Origin of the sequence: Streptomyces sp. L-9-10, from assembly GCF_004151105.1 — a bacterium.
Lineage (GTDB): Bacteria > Actinomycetota > Actinomycetes > Streptomycetales > Streptomycetaceae > Streptomyces.
This window is the reverse complement of record NZ_PHRF01000026.1, coordinates 264,425-279,157: the sequence shown is the minus strand read 5'-3', so window position 1 is coordinate 279,157 and position 14,733 is coordinate 264,425. Positions and strand designations below refer to the sequence as shown.

Below are 14,733 nucleotides of genomic sequence, written 5' to 3'. Positions count from 1 at the left end.
CAAGGAGCAGCACAACAGCCACTCCCAGGGCGCGGGTCGTCAGCTGCGGCGGACGACCATGAGCCGTCCCTCGGCGTCCTTGGGCAGGGTCCGACGGGAAACCAGGGTCGGTGAGGCCAGAGAGGAGGCAAAGGCGGCGACCAGATCATGGGGGACGCTGGCACTGAAACTGGCGCACCACAGATACGGGCCCCGAGAACGGGTTCCGCCCACGCCTGCCACCCCATCAAGCCCGGGCGCGGATCCGTGTCCTGGACAAGCAACGGCTGCAGCCCCAGGGAAACGGTGGCGGAGAACCCGGGGTCCATGGCGGTGGTGTGGGGACAGTCCACGTCGCGGACCCAACCTTGGGCACCGAGCGCGTTGAGGACCGTCTCGGGCCCTTCGAAGCCGATGTCGGGTGCCTCGCGGGCGTCAATGGCCACAAGGAGGTCGGCGAGTGCCTCATACGGGATGCCAGCGGTGAAGTAGGCGTTCCACTCCGTCATCGCAGAGTCGACGTGCGGGCGAGCGCTCAGTTGCCAGGCCACGGGCAGCCCACCCAATTCGAACGGGTAAGCCGCGAGAATCCACTCGGCACCGCATAGCTCGTCCGGACTCACGTACAACAAGGTGTTACGGGAAGTGGGCCACATGCGCCAGCCGAGGCCGGTCAGAGTGTACCCGATCTGTTCGGCAAGAGCGTTGTCGTCACCGGCCAGATGGCGCGGGGTGACCCAGTACAACGGCTCCTGCGAGTCGGGGCAGGAGTCACTGGGGTGATGCGGGTACAGGGGCGCCTCCGTGGGTTCCGGGGTAGGTGTTCTGGCGGAGCGTTGTACGTTCACATAGCTTGCGGCCGGGCACCAGTCCTTCCGGGGCTTTCCTGTCTGCCGCTGGCGAACTGGAAAGAAGCCGGACACATTTACCCTCGTACGCGGGGGTGGATCACCTTCGCTCTGCCTGTGCACGGGAGGGTCAGACGGCATGACGACGAGCGAACAGACCGCGTTCAACTCCGCAGCGGCCGAGAGCATTCTGCGTAGAGCTTGCGTCCTCGCGGAGCTGGACCCCGACGGCGTGGAGTTGCTGCGGTTCGGTGACCATGCGGTGTTCTGCATCGACGGCGGGCGGGTCGTCTCTCGCGTCGGTCGCCACGCAGATCGTCTCCCATCGGTGCGGCGAGAGGTCGCTGTTGCGCAATGGCTCGCGGCGGAGGGCTACCCGTCGGCGCGACTCGTCACGGAAGCCGAACAGCCCGTCGTCGTCGAGGGGCACCCCTTGACCTTCTGGGAAGGGCTAGCCGACGGCGAGAAGTACGCCAGTACACGCGAGATGGGCGAACTCCTGCAGCGGCTTCACGGGCTGGAGCCGCCGCGTTTCTCCCTGCCCGACCTCCGTCCCTTCGACAAGGTCGAGCAGCGACTGCGGCGTGCTGTGATCCGTGCCGAGACCCGTGCGTATCTAGCCGATCTGGCCGAGAAGCTGGCAGCCGAGTACGAGCAGCTGGAGTTCGCCCTTCCGCTGGGGCATCTGCACGGTGATTTCAACGTCGGCAATGTCCTTCATGACGCCGAAGGGCACCCGAAGGTCATCGACCTAGACGGCTTCGCGACCGGCCCTCGTGAGTGGGACCTCATGCAGACGGCTATGTACTACGACAGCTTCGGCTGGCATACGGAGGCCGAGTACGCCGACTTCGCGGAGGGCTACGGCTTCGACGTCCGGCAGTGGTCCGGGTACGCCGTGCTCCGGAGCGTCCGCGAACTGCTGATGGTCACCTGGCTCGCGCAGAACGCCGGCACGAATCCACGTGCCGCCGAAGAAGTCGAGAAGCGTGTGGAGACGCTGCGGTCAGGTGGCTCACGGCGGGCTTGGTCGCCGTTCTGAGAGAGACCGGCTTGAAGCCAAACGCGGAAGCCGCAGACTTGTTCCGCGAAGTCGCGGAACTCCATGGCCCGCCTCATGCGCGAACAAATGTCGACGCAGCCCGGTCAGCCACGAGTGTCTCGGGGGTGTGTCTGCTCCTCCTGCGAACAAGACCAGTCTTCGGCCCGCGTGCCGGATTATCGGGACTACTGTGCGGCAGGTGCGCGAGGTCGAATACGAGAGCCGCGGTGTTCCGTTGGAGGACTACCAGCTCACTCGGCGGGATCACCGCTGGCAGAGGGACTTGGAGGCAATCTGCCAGGCAGCACGACAGCAAGTCGAACAACACTTCGCCCAGCTGCGAGAAGACCCGGAAATGGCAGCGCGCGATCAGGAGGCTCGGACACGAGTCCTGCAGGAGATCATGTCGCACAGGACACCTGATCACCTGATCATGTGCTGGCGGGTACGCCTCTACTGCGGTCACATCACCGAAACCACACGCCACGCGGAGAACGCCCAGCCCACGCGCCATGGATCTTCCAAGATGCGGTGCCCAGAGTGTGGGCAGGACCCGTCGGCCATTGTCGCGTTCGAGCCCATCGGCCTCGTCGCCGAGCCATCCTCGCCACCACCACCGTCATCACCCCCGCCTTCGCGAAAGCCAACACGAGCAGAGCTCGAACGTCGTGTGGCCGCCTTGGAGGCGGAGAATGCGCGCCTTCGTACTTCTCAATCATCAGGCTGACAGGCACTGGGATTCGACCCTACAAACGCATCTCTTCCTCGATGGCTCGGGCGATCTCTGGCCACGGTGCGCGCAGCGCACCAACGAGCGACCAGTAGCGATACATGTCCCGGACCAGAGCCCCGACGCCAAGACGTGCGGCATCTCGGTCGATGGCGCCGATGACACGCCGGGTGATTCCTCCCGCACCTCGGGCAGTTGGGGTGATCCCGTGTCCGAGGAGGAGCGTGGCCGTGCGGATGGCATCCAGCGTGGTCGGCGGCGCAGTCCCGGCGAAGCTTCCGTAGATCAGTTGGTGCCAGCGCTCCTGGGTGCGAGCCCATGCCAGGCGTTCCAGTCCGCTGCCGAGGTCTACGGCTATCCGGCCTGGGTGTTCGGTGTTCCACAGGAGGACGATGTCGCCGAAAGTGCGGTCCAGATGGCGGAAGCGCAGCGTGATCCCCTCCACCTGACGCCGGCGCCACGAGGTCAGGTCGCCGTTGATGCTCAGGTGCCGTGCGTGGAAGCCGAGTTGGGAAAGGACTGTCAGCCAGCCATCGAGAATGGCACCGTACTCGTCCAGGCTGCCTATGGGTTGGACCCGGGAGACGTTGACGAAGGAGGTCAGGAAGCCGTCCTTCAAGTGGCCGGTGGCGTCGCGCTGGCCTGTGAAGCGGACGACTGGCTGGGGAAGGAACCCGCTTCGGTGCGTACGGAGTTGGCCATCTTTGAGGAGTGGGTCAAGTGCCTGGACCGCGGAGATGGTCAGTTCGGTCTCCCGCCCCCAGCGGAGGGGAAGGCAGGCATCGCGTGCGGCCCCAACTTGCGCGAAGCCAGTCTCCAGGGAATCGAGTAGCTCCCTCCATGAGGGTGGTCTGCGCGCTGGCCGGTAGGGGGTACCGCGGTTCGGGTGGAGGATCTGGATGTGACGGCCGTCGACCGTGAACTCCCAGTGGGGGCCTAACGCAGCACGCAGTACGCCGGGTATCTGCTGGGCCAGGTCGTCCCCGAGCACGCGGTTCGCGCGGGTCAGCACGATCGTGTCACCATCGCCTGGAAGTGGCGGACCGGATCGAAGCGCTGCATCCCGATCGCCTGGACCCGGCGGTGGTCGAGGTCTTCCGCCTGCTGGATCGCGTCGGCGAGCCTTTGCGCCGCCGTCTCATCGTCCTCCAGCGGGTCGACGACGGCGACCCCACCGGTCTCGTTGCACAGGGCCGCCTGGGCGCATGTCCCTTCCCGCCAGGTCAGAGCCGCCATGGGGGTGCCGGCGCGAAGAGATTCACCGAAGACAGCGGCACCGGCCTCCACGTACGCACGGGCATACGTATAGACGAAGACAGACGCCTCGGCGATCGCGGCCGTCTTGGCGGTGCCACCGAGTTCCCCAACCCACTCCACGTGTTCGGCGCCGAGGAGGTCCTCGTGGAGGCGCACATATTCCTTGTCGAAGACCGGGCCGACGATTCGGATCCGGCGGCCAAGAATCTGTGCCGCCCGCGCCGCGATGTGCGGGGCCTTGTCGTCGTCGATCCGGCCGAGCCAGACGAGGTCGGTACCGGCGGTGGCCGGAGGTTCCTCCTCGTGGAGGCCCAAGTGAACAGCGAGTTCGGGTATCGGCCGGTGGCTGGCGTAGCGCTCGGTCATCTCGGGCGAATAGCAGTAGAGCCGTGACCGCTTGCCGTCAAAGGCCGCGTCGGCATGCTGGAAGACGGGCGAGTGCTGGAAGGTGGCGACGTCGCAGTCCAGCTCGCTCCACGTGCGCGCCCAGGCTGGCAGAGACGGGTATTCGTGCCCCACGACCAGGAGGTCGTACCCCGTATCGCGAAGCTCCCGCTCGGCGAGCGATCCGGCGGTGATGTCCTCCAGGCGGACCGGTCGGCGGACCCAGTCGTTCTCCAGGTCCGTGAGCCAGCCCGGCCCGAGGAGGTGTACGTCGGCGCCTGCGGCTCGGGCGCCTACGGCGACCGCCCACAGCCATCGTTCGATCCCGCCGTAGCCGACGGGTGGGAAGGCGTAGCTACCAGGGAAGTCGCAGACGCCGACGAGCACGTTATGCCTCCGGTGTTCCGTCCGCCGAGATACGGCGGAAGCCGAGGTACGGGACGAGAGATTCGGGCAGGACGATGGATCCATCCTGCTGCTGGCCCTGCTCAAGGAGAGCGGCCAGGGTGCGGCCGACGGGCAGGCCCGAGCCGTTGAGGGTGGCGACGAGCTTGGGCTTGCCGTCCTCGCCGCGGGTCCGGATGTTGGCCCGGCGGGCCTGGAAGGTGCCGAAGTTGGAGACCGAGGAGATCTCGCGGTACGTGTTCTGGCTCGGGATCCAGACCTCGATGTCGTAGGTGAGCTGGGCGGAGAAGCCCGTGTCACCGGCTGCCAGCTTGACGACGCGGTAGGCGAGGCCGAGTTCCTTCAGGCATGCCTCGGCGTGGCCGACCATCGTCTCCAGCGTGGCGTCCGCGTCCGCCTGGTCGACCATCTGGACGATCTCGACCTTGGCGAACTGGTGCTGGCGGATCAGGCCCCGGGTGTCGCGACCGTACGAGCCGGCTTCGGACCGGAAGCACGGCGTGTGCGCGGTGAGCGCCAGCGGCAGCTCGGCCGGCGGGATGATCTCGTCCGCGTAGAGGTTGGTCAGCGGCACCTCGGCCGTCGGGATCAGGAACAGCTCGCGGTCGGCGACGCCGGTCTTGAACAGGTCCTCCTCGAACTTCGGCAGCTGCCCCGTGCCGGTCATCGTCTTGCGGGTGACCAGGAACGGGACGGCGTGCTCGACATATCCGTGCCGACGGGTGTGCAGGTCGAGGAAGAGTGTGGCCAGGGCACGCTCCAGAGCTGCTCCGGCGCCGCGCGACACCGCGAAGCGCGGGCCGGACAACTTCGTCGCCCGAGCGAAGTCGAGAATGCCGGTGGCCTCACCGAGGTCGACGTGGTCCTTCGGCTCGAACGGGAAGGCCGGCGGAGTGCCGACCCGCCGGACCTCGACCGCGAAGTCCTCGGAGTCGCCGTCCGGGGCCGCGTCGTCCGGCAGGTTCGGAATGCTGAGGAGGAGGTCGCGGAGCTGCTCCTCGACCTGCACCTGGCCGGCCTCGATGTCCCGGATCTGGTCCTTCAGTTCGCGAGCGCGCTCCTTCAGCTTGGAGATGTCGCCGCCCTGCTTGGCCGTCTGCTGGACCTCACTCGCCGTCCGCTTGGACTCTGCCCGCAGCTCGTCGGCCGAGCGGATGTTCTGGTTGCGCCGGGACTGGAGGGACTCCAGCTCGGACAGGTCCAGAGAGTAGCCGCGACGAGCGAGCCGACGAACCGCTTCGGCACCCATTTCGATTAGGGCGCGGGCATCATGCATGAGGAAGATCCTTCTGATCCGGCGAGTGGGATACGGAATCGACCGTAGCAACCGCCGAGCCCTCGCCGATCCGGAATATGTCCGCGCCTCCGCGGTCGGCGCGACCTCCGGGAACGTCTTGGTCGAGATGACTCATCAGCGCCGTGATCCAGTCCGGCAGTTCGTCGTCGGGTATGGCAATGGGCTCGACGTACGGCGCCTCCGGGAAGAAGAGCGGCATGGCCTCCCTCGGAGATCGGCTCTGATGCCAGAGGAGCACGGAGGCCAAAAGCCCGTGACCTACCAGAACACGGGGACCTGGGCGCTCCACAGCGGCCAGTACTCCCGTGAGCATCCTCCGAATGCCGTCGCGCTGTGACTCGGTGCCACCCGTCGGCCTTCCGCCCGAACCCTGGCTGTCAAGCCAGACCGCGTACTCCAGGAACGGGCGGCCCTCGAACTCCCCATAGTCGAGTTCGTTCAGCCGAGGGTCGATGACCAGGTCCGCAGTCGGCACACCCATCAGCAGAGAAGCTGTCTGCTGGGCACGCGGGAATTCGCTGGCCAGCCACGTCCGCACCGCGTGGAGGGGGAGAGTGGACCGGCCCAGACTCAGCGATTGCCGACCCTCGGCGGTCAGTTGGATGGGTTGGGACGGGTCGCCGTTGACGAGGTACCGCTTGCTGTAGTCCGTCTGGCCGTGGCGGAGGATGTACGTCGTCACGATCCGCTCCGAGTCGTCGACGCCAAAAGGTGGGTGAGCACTTCCGCCATCAGATGCGCTCGCGGGTCTCCGGACTCCACGTAGAAAAGGAGGCCGTCGACGGCGAGCAGGCGGCACCAGGGCGCGAGCACCGGGACAGGAATCCGGGAGACGCGTGAGGCGGTGGCCAGCCTCGCGTCAGTACCGCGCCCCAGGTCGTAGTAGACGATCCAGAACGCCCAGTCGAACGCCGGGTCTCCCACCATGGGAAGCGGATCGATCAGCCGGGGGTGCCCCTGACAGTCGAACAGCACGTTCTCCCGATACAGGTCCGCGTGTAGCACCGTCGCCTGACGGGGGACTTCCTCCAGATCGATGGCAGCAGAGATGCCGGCTTCGGCCAGGGAGCGCCAGCCGCCGAGATCGAGCTTCTGTAGCCGCCGTTCGATCCGGGGCCGGATTTCCTGCGCGAGGTGGTCAGCAAGGCGTGGAAGCCCATCTGGCCAGCGCCTGTGCTGCCCAAAGGCGTGCAGCCCTTGGATGGCCGCAGCCACCATCTGAATCTCTCGCCTTGGCCGGTCCGCACCACCGGGCTGTCCTCCGACGAGTTCGAGTACGGCCACAGCCAGGTGGTCCGTGGCCTCCACAACGCCGGCTGTCGGTCCGCCGGCCCAGAGTCGCAGCGCGTCCACCTCACGGCGGTAGCGGGAGGGATCGAACCACGCTTTGAGGAGCAGCGGACGACCGTCAAGGCAGGTCGCTGTCGCAATCACCGAGGCGTGTCCGGCGTCGTGATAGGCCGCGAGCGACAGCTTCCAGCGTTCCGCCGCGTGTGCCAGCCGCCCCGGGACGGCATCGAGCCACTGCTGGGCGGCAGGTCCGTAGTGCGCAAGCAATCGCCGTCGGCACCCGGCAGGGATCTCTCCGAGCGTCGGCTTCGTCATCAGCTCAGCACGATCCCGTCGGAGACCAGCTCGTCGGTCAGCGCCGGGAACTCGCTCAGCGTCTCCATGACGAGGGCCTGCACCTTGTCAATCTCGGCGTCCGGAGCCGAGAGGCGGACCAGTATTCGCCATGGCTGATCCAGACGCTGGCCGGTGGTGCTGACCAGGTGCACTTCCGCGTGCCCGTCCGTGGTCTCGTGCAGGCGCTCGGCCAGACGCTGTGCAGCGATGTTGTAGAGCTTGCCCACGTGGTACACGGGGTTCTTGCCGTTGGCTCCCTCCAGGTTCATCGGCCGCAACGGCGTGATCAGGCCGTTGACCCGGTTGCCGCGACCGACGACGCCCTCGTCCCCCGACTCGATCGAGCTTCCGGTGTAGGTCAGGTACAGCTCGTCCTTCTCCGGGACGTCGCGGGCGTTGAGCCGGAAGCGCGCCTGTGCACCAGACAGCCGAAGACCGGCCAGGCGGTAGCACTCAGCCAAGACGGTCTCCGCGTTGCGGATGTACTCAGCGCGGCTGGCGACGTGGCGCGACTTCTGCGGGACGCACAGCACGACGTCGGCCTGGGCGCCGTCCCAGTAGCCCATGAGCTTGACGTCGGCCCCGCACCAAGGGTGGGCGCGGGTGAACTCGCTCGCGCCGGAAAAGTGATCAACCAGCTCGCGAACGAACGACTCAAAGGCGTTCTCCGGAGCCCAGCCTGTGCCGAGGGACGTGTCGTTCGACAGCCGCAGCCGCCGCTCCCGCAGATCATCGACGGAGCGCGGATTGAACCAGCGTGTACGGTCCGGGACCCCGTCGCCGGTGAGGACCGCGCCCGGACTGGAGTTACTGGTGATGTTGAAGACGATGTCGAGGTGGTCCGACACCTCGGGGAGCCGCTCAGCGAAGAACGCCCTGACCTCAGTCTCGACGATCTCCTGGACCGGGATCTCCTCGCCCCCGCACATGGGTGCTGCCCTCCCATTGACCAGGACACGCACCGGGTCCGTCATCTTGCCGGCGCCGTATCGGACCTCGCTGGCCCCGCCGAGGAGGGCGAGCTTGTCGAAGTTGTGGTGCAGCACGGCGCCGAAGCGCGCGACGGTGTAGTGGCTATAGGCACGGGACAGCCGCTCGGCGAGGTGGTCGGCCAGGGTGTCCGGATGGCCGAGGCCCTTCCGCTCGATGATGGTCGTCGTGTCCGGCCCGGCCATGGCGGTGTCGATGACGAGGTGACTGTTGTTGATGATCGTGCTCGTACGAGGCATGACGAACTCCCGTTCAGGGTGGGCAGAAGGTGAATGAACGCAGGCGTCAGCACGCCTGGACGAGCGATACGCGAAGGAATCAGCGAGGTACGCCGGCGGCACGCAGGAGCGAGACGGCCTGAGTCAACGCCGCGCAGGCGGCTGAAGCCTGTTCCTCGGCCACAAGGCGGCCGACGTCGCGGGCCGTCACGAAGTCGATGTCCTCAGGGCGACGACGATCGACCCAGAGAAGCAGGCGCCAGGCCAGCACAGGACCGCTGAACGGCAGCCGGGTCACGAGGCTCACCGGGACGCGTTCGGGCGGCACGCCTTCATACAGCAGGTCACGCACAAGGTGGAACACCACGTCGGCGTAGTCGACGACGGCGGGACCTCGGGCGCTGGCCTCCCAGTCCACGACATGCAATCGGTCGTCGTCGACCAAGAGGTGCTCGGGTTTGAGGTCGCCATGCAGGTGGACGACGGGATGCGATTCAAGCGGCTGCAGGGCTTCGGTCAACACCTCCCACCACGGTCGCAGTCGGCAGCGTGGAGAGAACTGGTCGAGCAGGAAGCGGTGTTGGGGCACAGAGGGACCGTGGCCGGCCTCCCAGCCGAGGCCAGGTGTGAGACCGGCTGAAGGCCGGTGGAGCTGGCGGGTCAGGTCAAGAACATGACCGACGTACGCGTCGATTGCCCGGCCCGTACGCACCCCGCAGGGCACCCCGGGCAGCATGCGGAACACCGTCCAGGATCCGTCCTCTCCCGTGCCCGTGGCCAAGACTTCGGGGACCGACAGACCCCAGTGAGCGGCGCGCTGCACCGTCTCCACCTCCCGCTTACGGCGGCCCTCGGGATCAATTCCCATGTAGACCTTGAGCAGGGAACGTTCGTCGACTGCCCGCCGCGTACTGGCGAACGGCTTCGTGATCGCCTGGCCGAACGGGCCGTGCTTGAACTCGATCTCTCGCATCGTCTCGTCATCGCTGGGCACAAGTCACCTCCTGTCGCCGGGGTCTCGCCGTTCTCCCTTGCACGACCAGAGTGCTGGCAACCACCGTTCCGCCGGAACGTCCTCCCACCGCCCCGGGACCGAACTTTCACCGAACTTAGGCGCCCTCCCAGGAGGTTCACGGCTGAGAGGCCCGAGCTGGGTGGCACGCTGGCCGCATGGCAGAACTCAACGGAGAACCGGTCGAGCCGGATCAGCTCCAGAACCTGGCCCTGACCAACTACGGCCACTTCACGTCCATGCGGGTCGACGACGGACGCGTACGCGGCCTGTCTCTGCACCTGGACCGGCTTCGGCGCGACTGCCGAACGCTCTTCGGCACCGACCTCGACCCGCAGCGCGTCCGCGAGCTGACCCGCCGTGCCGCTCCCGCCGCCGGGTCCATCACGGTCCGCGTCTCTGTCTTCGACCCGCGCCTCGACCTCGGGCACCCCAGCGCGGCCAACGACCCACACGTGCTGGTGACTTCCCGGCCGGCGGGTACCCTCCCGCTTCCGCCGCTCAGGGTGCGGTCCACGACATATGTACGCGACGTACCGAGCGTGAAGAGCGTCGGGCTCTTCGCCAGCCTCCATCACCGCCGCCAGGCCCAGCTGAGCGGGTTCGACGACGCGCTCTTCGCTGACCAGGATCAGATCGTCTCGGAGGGAGGCACCTGGAACATCGGGTTCTTCGACGGCAGCCAGGTGATCTGGCCGGACGCCGACTGCCTCGTCGGCGTGACCATGGAGCTTCTGAAGAGTGCCCACGCCCATGACACGCGGACGATCCGGCTGAGCGACCTGCCGGGCATGCGGGCCGCCTTCGCCACCAACGCGGCCATCGGTGTCCGCGCGATCCGCGCCATCGACGGAACCGAACTGCCCCAATCCCACGCAATCATCGACGCGCTGCGGAAGGAGTACATGGAGATCGAAGGCGACTTGTTGTAACGCTCCGAAGCCGGACTCCTACTGACTAGGCTGACCAGGACCAGCCTGCAACAAGGAGTCCTGGAGTGGCCACAGTTGAGCGGTGGTCCGGACTGGAAGTCCGGGCCTTACGCGAGGCATCGCGGATGAGTACTGAGGAGTTCGCCGCGCGACTCGGTGTCAGCGACCGCATGGTGTCGAAATGGGAAGCGCGCAAGGACACGATCCGACTCAGGCAGGTGAACCAGGCAGCCCTGGACACACTCCTCTCCCAGTCCGCCCCTGACATCCACGAACGGTTCGCCAGCCTCGCCCGCCCCCTGGGCACCGTTCTACCCGCCCAGCAACTGCCGCCTCCCGGGCCGCAACTCCAGCAGCGCCAGGTCCGCCACCCCCGCGACGGCAAGATGATGAGCCTCGTCGAGGCCGGCACCTTCCTGTGCGGCAAGGAGAACAAGCCGGTCTGGCTCCCGTCCTTCTACATCGACGTCTTCCCGGTCACCAATAACGACTACGCACGCTTCATGGCCGCCACCGGACACCAGCCGCCCCAACACTGGCACCGCGGCAAATGCCCCGAGGCCGTCCTCGACCACCCCGTCGTCTTCGTCACCTGGCACGACGCCACGGCCTACGCGGAGTGGGCCGACAAGGAGCTGCCGACCGCGCAGCTGTGGGAGAAGGCCGCCCGAGGTGCCCACGGCGACACCTATCCCTGGGGCAACCAGCCCACGCCGGCCAAGTGCAACTCGCGGGAAAGTCGCATCGGCTCCACCACCCCCGTGAGCCGCTACCACAGCGGCGTCTCCCCATACGGGGTCTACGACTTGTGCGGCAACGCCTGGGAGTGGTGTTCCACCCGCTCCGAGCCCGGCCGCTACGAACTGAAGGCCGGCGCCTGGACCAGCCCCTTCCCCCGCGTCGTCCCCGCCGTTTTCAACGACGCATCCGCAGAGATGCTCGACGACGACACGGGGTTCCGCTGCGCCACCCCAGCGACCGCCATCGACGCACTGCTCGGAGAGCAAGACGAGGCAGATCTGTCCTACGGATCACGGCCAGGGATGGGTAGGCGGTAAACGAAGTGGCGAAGAGCCGGCGGGGGCGGCGCCCGGACAAACTGCGACAGCAGCGCGAAGCCCACAGCCTGACGCTCGAAGGCGCGGGCGAGCAGCTGTGCGAGGTGGTCCGGGCCGCGGGGCTCACGGTGCCGGCCGCCAACTTCCAGACGCTGTGGCAGCACGAGCAGGGTGAGGTCTATCCCGGACCGTACTACCGTCGCGCGTACTGCCTGTTGTACCGCCGGTAGAGCGGCAGTTGACACAGCACGGCCCGGCTGCAGCACGTCCACTCCCGGGTCTCACCTGCCTCACGCATAGGCGCACGGTCATCCCTCACGCCCTCTGGCACTCCCCAGCTCTTGCGTGGTCAGACGGTCGCCCGGGAGCGAACGTAAGTGCCTCTATCCGCTTCTAGTTCGCACTCCCTCCGCCTGCTCGTGAAACGTCACGATGCTTTTGGAACAGCGGCCGGACACACCACCCCGGCGGTGCTGCGACCGCGAGGCATGCGGCCCTCCTGCGCTTCCCGGCCGATCCGGACAAGACAGCTGGAGGCTGCCATGGTTGATGTCCTCCCTCCTCCCGGGTTCATGGAAGGCGAGTGGCAGGCGTACGTAGAGAAGGGGCGCCGGCTCGTGAAGCAGATCGGCGATGCGAAGTTCGAGCTGGGCGACACGCTTGTCGAGATGCTCGACTCCTCGGAGCGCCAAGGCGATGTCGAGAGGATCGTCGAGGTCTATGCCGAGCAGATCGGCGCAAGGCCGAGCACGCTTCTGAACTACCGTTACGTCTCCCGGGCATGGCCGCCAAGCATGCGACGGTCCGACGTTTCCTGGTCTGTGCACGCGCGGCTGGCCGCGGAACCCGACCGGTTTCACATGATCCGCGAGGAACCGCAGGACCCCACCGACCCCGACGAGACCGTGCCGTGGACCCAGGACGAGGCTCTTCGTGCCCGGCAGCTCATGCCTGTCCACCCCAAAACTCCCGACGAACGGATCGACAAGGCCAAGCACATCCTGCGCGACACCGACGAGGCTGCGGCGGCCATCGCCCAGCTGGCAGAGCGGACCGAGGTGATCGAAGCAGTCGTCGAAAACCCTCGCTTCCGCAATGCCGTACGGGAGGCAAATCGCCAGCGTGGCAAGAAGCTTGAGGAACGCGCCGGTGAGGCCCGCGCGCTGGCAGGACTGTCCGAACCGCCCTCCCGGGCCACGTCGCAGGAAGGGCCCCTGGCCCGACAGGCGCCTGCCGTCGACTACCGGGATACGCCCTCAGCTGTGCTGAAGATCCTCGGCTTGGCCACCAGCTTCTGCGTCTCCATGCAGAACGCCGTAGTCCTGCTGCAGACCGAGAACTGCGACGAAACCGCCATCGAAGCCGTGACCGACAGCATGCGGAAGGTCCGCGCGATCTGCGACTGGTGCGACCACGTCGCGACGACCGGGAAGACCGACATGGACGCCGCCCTGGCCGAGATGCTGCGCGATGAGGCGGGAGGGGAAGGCTGATGACAACGCGCCGCAGGTCACCGCATGACCTCGGGGAGGAACTGTGGGAGGCCATCGGTGACTTCGGTGGCGACGGCATGCCGCGCGAGGTCGCGCTGGAAAAGATGACCGAGGGGCAGTTCGAGATCGCCAAAGCCTGGGACAAGGACAATAAGTGCATCGTGGAGCAGGAGTGTCTGCTGTACCTCTTCACCCTCTACATGCGCACCCGCGACCCCCAACTCGCCCTGCTCGCCATCAGCCGCGAAATCGCCCAACTTCACCGGCGAGCCGTACGACTGCACCGCAGCGCCATCGCGCCCCTCACTCCGGCTGACCAGCAGAGCCCTCAGATCATCGTGGCCAGCCAGGCGGTGAACGGCATCGTCCGGGCGACGCAGCGGATGCGCGACGCCGGCTTCTCGGTGGACCTCGCCCTCCGCGGCGAGGGCCCCGCCGAATAGGGACAGGAGGCGGTTGCGCCGTGCCGGAGCCAGGAAACAACATCCCTCTCTTCTGGAGCCAGGAGGGACGCACGGCCGAAATCGTGAAGTGCCATTTCGGCCACTTGGCGGCTCGGAAAACCTTCGAATCGGTCGGCGGCTGCCCCTACTGCAACCACACCCCAGGAGAACGCGTCGCCGCGCTTCGGACCGCTCACAGGGCAACCCAAGTAGACCCGCCTGCACGGGCAGAGACGACCGATGAGCATCCCCCCGAACTCGTAAGGACCGGGAGGGAGATGGTACGAAGTGCCAGTGCGGTCCAATTCAAGTTGGGCGATCTCATCCTTGAGGCAGTGCCACCGCACGAGAAGCAAGACCAGGTATTCCAGCCGCTGGAAAAATTCGCTGAGGCTCTCGGGATATCACCGGCTGCTCTCGCGAGGTATCGCAGAGTTGCAGCTGCCTGGCCCCGGAACAAACGCGATTCGCATACCTCGTGGTCGGTGCACGCCATCCTCGCCGGCCATCCGGACCGGTTCGACCTCATCAAGCACCCGCCTCCGGGGCCGGCGGCGGCATGGACCTGCAAGGTTGCACGAATAGCTATGAAAGACAACAAATAACTCATATCTAGCCTTGGCGTAGGAACGGAGGCTGCGGGCCGCCGAGAACGACCGAGGTCAGGACAGAGTCAGCTCGTCGCAGCAGCACCAGTGCGCGGAATCGGCGCCACCGCACACCGCCGTGTCGGTGCGGGAAGCGCGGCGACACGGTATACCTCGGGCACGGAGGCGTTCCCGAGAACCGCAGCAGTAGAGCTGCCACGAATCCATACCGGAAGCCTCTACCGGAAGGACGCTACGAGCATCAGGGTTTTGGGGGCTTACTAACCGATCGGGTGATTGAAGCCCAGCTTTCGGGTCTGCACCCAGGTCGCTCCTGGCATCTTCGATCTTGCACGTCGGTGGTCCTCCACCGGCGTCCGCCTCATGCCGCCGACGGCGGAGCAGGAGCAAGGTGCGAGACGCTCAGGTGCC

Annotated in this window: 14 protein-coding genes and 1 pseudogene; 7 read left to right on the top strand and 8 right to left on the bottom strand. The window is 66.7% G+C overall.

Annotated elements, in window-relative coordinates; all coding sequences use genetic code 11:
• Positions 1-39: 39 nt before the first annotated feature.
• A pseudogene (locus CU044_RS06470) lies at positions 40-725 on the bottom strand (DUF317 domain-containing protein).
• Positions 726-966: 241 nt separating this feature from the next.
• On the opposite strand from CU044_RS06470, the gene CU044_RS06465 reads away from it, so the two are divergent.
• Positions 967-1,869: an aminoglycoside phosphotransferase family protein gene (locus CU044_RS06465; RefSeq protein ID WP_129767455.1), complete on the top strand. Its 903-nt coding sequence runs from the start codon at positions 967-969 to the stop codon at positions 1,867-1,869.
• 746 nt (positions 1,870-2,615) lie between these two features.
• Here the strand turns inward: CU044_RS06465 and CU044_RS06460 are convergent.
• From CU044_RS06460 to CU044_RS06430, 7 genes are all read right to left on the bottom strand, one after another.
• Positions 2,616-3,611, bottom strand: a complete 996-nt coding sequence (locus CU044_RS06460) for a hypothetical protein (protein ID WP_193563890.1) — start codon at positions 3,609-3,611, stop codon at positions 2,616-2,618.
• Positions 3,605-4,627, bottom strand: coding sequence for a glycosyltransferase (locus CU044_RS06455; RefSeq protein WP_129767454.1), 1,023 nt, complete (start codon positions 4,625-4,627; stop codon positions 3,605-3,607). Before CU044_RS06455 ends, CU044_RS06460 begins: the two co-directional genes overlap by 7 nt.
• Before the next feature lies 1 nt (position 4,628).
• Positions 4,629-5,921 carry a serine--tRNA ligase gene (gene serS, locus CU044_RS06450; RefSeq protein WP_129767453.1) on the bottom strand — a complete coding sequence of 431 codons (1,293 nt, stop codon included), beginning with the start codon at positions 5,919-5,921 and terminating at the stop codon, positions 4,629-4,631.
• Complete coding sequence (locus tag CU044_RS06445) at positions 5,914-6,624, bottom strand: histidine phosphatase family protein (RefSeq protein ID WP_129767452.1); 711 nt, start codon at positions 6,622-6,624, stop codon at positions 5,914-5,916. Before CU044_RS06445 ends, serS begins: the two co-directional genes overlap by 8 nt.
• Positions 6,621-7,547 (bottom strand): aminoglycoside phosphotransferase family protein, encoded by a 927-nt coding sequence (locus tag CU044_RS06440; protein WP_129767451.1) that lies wholly within the window; start codon positions 7,545-7,547, stop codon positions 6,621-6,623. The genes CU044_RS06445 and CU044_RS06440 overlap by 4 nt, the downstream gene beginning before the upstream one ends.
• Positions 7,547-8,743, bottom strand: coding sequence for a methionine adenosyltransferase (locus CU044_RS06435; protein WP_240045387.1), 1,197 nt, complete (start codon positions 8,741-8,743; stop codon positions 7,547-7,549). The genes CU044_RS06440 and CU044_RS06435 overlap by 1 nt, the downstream gene beginning before the upstream one ends.
• Before the next feature lie 133 nt (positions 8,744-8,876).
• On the bottom strand, positions 8,877-9,770 hold the full coding sequence (locus tag CU044_RS06430) for a phosphotransferase (protein ID WP_240045386.1): 894 nt from the start codon (positions 9,768-9,770) through the stop codon (positions 8,877-8,879).
• Between the two features lie 176 nt (positions 9,771-9,946).
• Here CU044_RS06430 and CU044_RS06425 point away from each other — a divergent pair, with 176 nt between their 5' ends.
• The 6 genes from CU044_RS06425 to CU044_RS06400 all read left to right on the top strand — a co-directional run bounded on the left by CU044_RS06425 (position 9,947) and on the right by CU044_RS06400 (position 14,319).
• Entirely contained in the window at positions 9,947-10,720 is a 774-nt protein-coding gene (locus CU044_RS06425; RefSeq protein WP_129767449.1) for an aminotransferase class IV family protein, read from the top strand.
• A gap of 65 nt (positions 10,721-10,785) precedes the next feature.
• Positions 10,786-11,778 (top strand): SUMF1/EgtB/PvdO family nonheme iron enzyme, encoded by a 993-nt coding sequence (locus tag CU044_RS06420; RefSeq protein ID WP_129767448.1) that lies wholly within the window; start codon positions 10,786-10,788, stop codon positions 11,776-11,778.
• Positions 11,779-11,783: 5 nt separating this feature from the next.
• Positions 11,784-12,008: a hypothetical protein gene (locus tag CU044_RS39385; protein WP_240045385.1), complete on the top strand. Its 225-nt coding sequence runs from the start codon at positions 11,784-11,786 to the stop codon at positions 12,006-12,008.
• 312 nt (positions 12,009-12,320) lie between these two features.
• Positions 12,321-13,271, top strand: a complete 951-nt coding sequence (locus tag CU044_RS06410) for a DUF6192 family protein (protein ID WP_129767447.1) — start codon at positions 12,321-12,323, stop codon at positions 13,269-13,271.
• Positions 13,271-13,714: a hypothetical protein gene (locus CU044_RS06405; protein ID WP_129767446.1), complete on the top strand. Its 444-nt coding sequence runs from the start codon at positions 13,271-13,273 to the stop codon at positions 13,712-13,714. Before CU044_RS06410 ends, CU044_RS06405 begins: the two co-directional genes overlap by 1 nt.
• A gap of 20 nt (positions 13,715-13,734) precedes the next feature.
• Positions 13,735-14,319, top strand: coding sequence for a DUF6192 family protein (locus CU044_RS06400; RefSeq protein WP_129767445.1), 585 nt, complete (start codon positions 13,735-13,737; stop codon positions 14,317-14,319).
• Positions 14,320-14,733 lie beyond the last annotated feature (414 nt).

What these genes read in the sequence shown, in the direction of transcription:
- CU044_RS06425 (WP_129767449.1), top strand. Translation starts at nt 9,947, where the DNA reads ATGGCAGAACTCAACGGAGAACCGGTCGAGCCGGATCAGCTCCAGAAC.
- serS (WP_129767453.1), bottom strand. Translation starts at nt 5,921, where the DNA reads ATGCATGATGCCCGCGCCCTAATCGAAATGGGTGCCGAAGCGGTTCGT.
- CU044_RS06410 (WP_129767447.1), top strand. Translation starts at nt 12,321, where the DNA reads ATGGTTGATGTCCTCCCTCCTCCCGGGTTCATGGAAGGCGAGTGGCAG.
- CU044_RS06435 (WP_240045387.1), bottom strand. Translation starts at nt 8,743, where the DNA reads ATGGCCGGGCCGGACACGACGACCATCATCGAGCGGAAGGGCCTCGGC.
- CU044_RS06405 (WP_129767446.1), top strand. Translation starts at nt 13,271, where the DNA reads ATGACAACGCGCCGCAGGTCACCGCATGACCTCGGGGAGGAACTGTGG.
- CU044_RS06465 (WP_129767455.1), top strand. Translation starts at nt 967, where the DNA reads ATGACGACGAGCGAACAGACCGCGTTCAACTCCGCAGCGGCCGAGAGC.
- CU044_RS06440 (WP_129767451.1), bottom strand. Translation starts at nt 7,547, where the DNA reads ATGACGAAGCCGACGCTCGGAGAGATCCCTGCCGGGTGCCGACGGCGA.